Annotated in this window: 2 protein-coding genes; both read right to left on the bottom strand. The window is 67.0% G+C overall.

The window, feature by feature from the left end; genetic code table 11:
* Window positions 1-358 (bottom strand): IS91 family transposase (locus tag NKJ94_RS37330; protein ID WP_352532770.1); only part of this gene is annotated, 358 nt, incomplete at its 3' end.
* A 3-nt stretch (window positions 359-361) separates the two neighbouring features.
* Window positions 362-1,270 carry a tyrosine-type recombinase/integrase gene (locus NKJ94_RS37325; RefSeq protein WP_352532769.1) on the bottom strand — a complete coding sequence of 303 codons (909 nt, stop codon included), beginning with the start codon at window positions 1,268-1,270 and terminating at the stop codon, window positions 362-364.
* Between the last annotated feature and the right edge of the window lie 129 nt (window positions 1,271-1,399).

Genomic DNA, 1,399 nt, shown 5'->3' with positions numbered 1-1,399 from the left:
GCAGGTCGTAGACGAGCGCCTTGTTCTGGAACGCGATGTCGGCGACTTCGGCGGGCAGCGTGAACACGACATGGAAGTAGCCGACCGGCAGCAGATCGGCCTCGCGCTCGGCCAACCATGTCCGTGCCACCGCGCCCTGGCACTTCGGGCAGTGCCGGTTGCGGCAGGAGTTGTAGGCGATCCGCCATTGGCCGCAGTCCTCGCAAGCCTCGACGTGACCGCCAAGGGCTGCGGTGCGGCAATACTCGATCGCCGACATGACCTTGAGCTGGGCGAGGCTCAGGTGACCTGCATGGGCAGCCCGGTAAACGGGTCCGGCAGCACGGAAGATGTCGGCGACCTCGATCGAGGCGCGCACGGCTCAGATGTCGGGCGGGACCTCTCCCGGCTTGAACAGCCCGAGCTTGTCGAGCGGGCTCGTCACGGCACGCACCGTCCGGGTCGCCACCTTCGCGTAAAGGGCGGTGTTGTTGAGCTTGGCATGCCCGAGCAGGACCTGAATGATCCGGATGTCGGTGCCGTCCTCCAGCAGGTGGGTGGCGAAGCTGTGGCGCAGCGTGTGCGGCCCGACCCGCTTGGCGATGTCGGCGGCCTGGGCCGCCTCAACGACGATGCGATAGAGCTGCCGCGTGCTGATCGGCTTCATCGCGTGCTGTCCCGGGAACAGCCAGCCGTCGCGGTGCATCACGCCCTGCTGACGTCCGACCTTCCACCACTCACGCAGAAGCGTGAGCAGGTCCTCCGAGAGCATGGCGTTGCGATAGCGCCCGCCCTTGCCACGCTCGACGCGCAGCAGCATGCGCTCGCTGTCGACGTCGGCAACCTTCAGCATCGACACCTCGGCGACACGCAGGCCCGCGCCATAGGCGACTGACAATGCGGCCTGGTGCTTGAGACACGTGGTGGCGTTGAGCAGCCGGGCCACCTCGTCGCGGCTGAGCACCACGGGCAGGTTGCGCGGATGCGCCAGCCGGACAAGCCTGCGCGCCAGGTCCGGGCGGTCGAGCGTGTGGGTGAAGAAGAAGCGCAGTGCCGACACGATGCTGTTCATCGTTGGCACGGGAACGCCGTCCTCCTGCTGCTCGATCTGGAACCGGCGCAGGTCGTCGGCGGTAGCGGTGTCTGGTGAACGCCCGAGGAATGTCGCCAGGCGTCCGATGTCGCGGAGATAGTTGCGCTGTGTCTCCCGTGAGAAGCGCCGCATGTTCATGTCGTCGATCAGCCGCTGGCGCAGCGGGCTGACGGGTGCATCGAGAACGGGGTGCTGCATGGTCAGGCTCCTTGTTGAAGAAGCCCGTCATGCTCTGCCCCCGCCGGACGACGCTCAACGCCAGCGCGACGACCGGTTCTTGATCACTACCTCAACCGCAGGCGCCCCTCCCGCGCAGCGGGTTCGTTC

This window comes from Mesorhizobium sp. M0060 (genome assembly GCF_040323155.1).
Lineage (GTDB): Bacteria > Pseudomonadota > Alphaproteobacteria > Rhizobiales > Rhizobiaceae > Mesorhizobium.
Note: the sequence above shows the minus strand (reverse complement) of the source record. Positions and strands in the feature narration are given on the sequence as shown.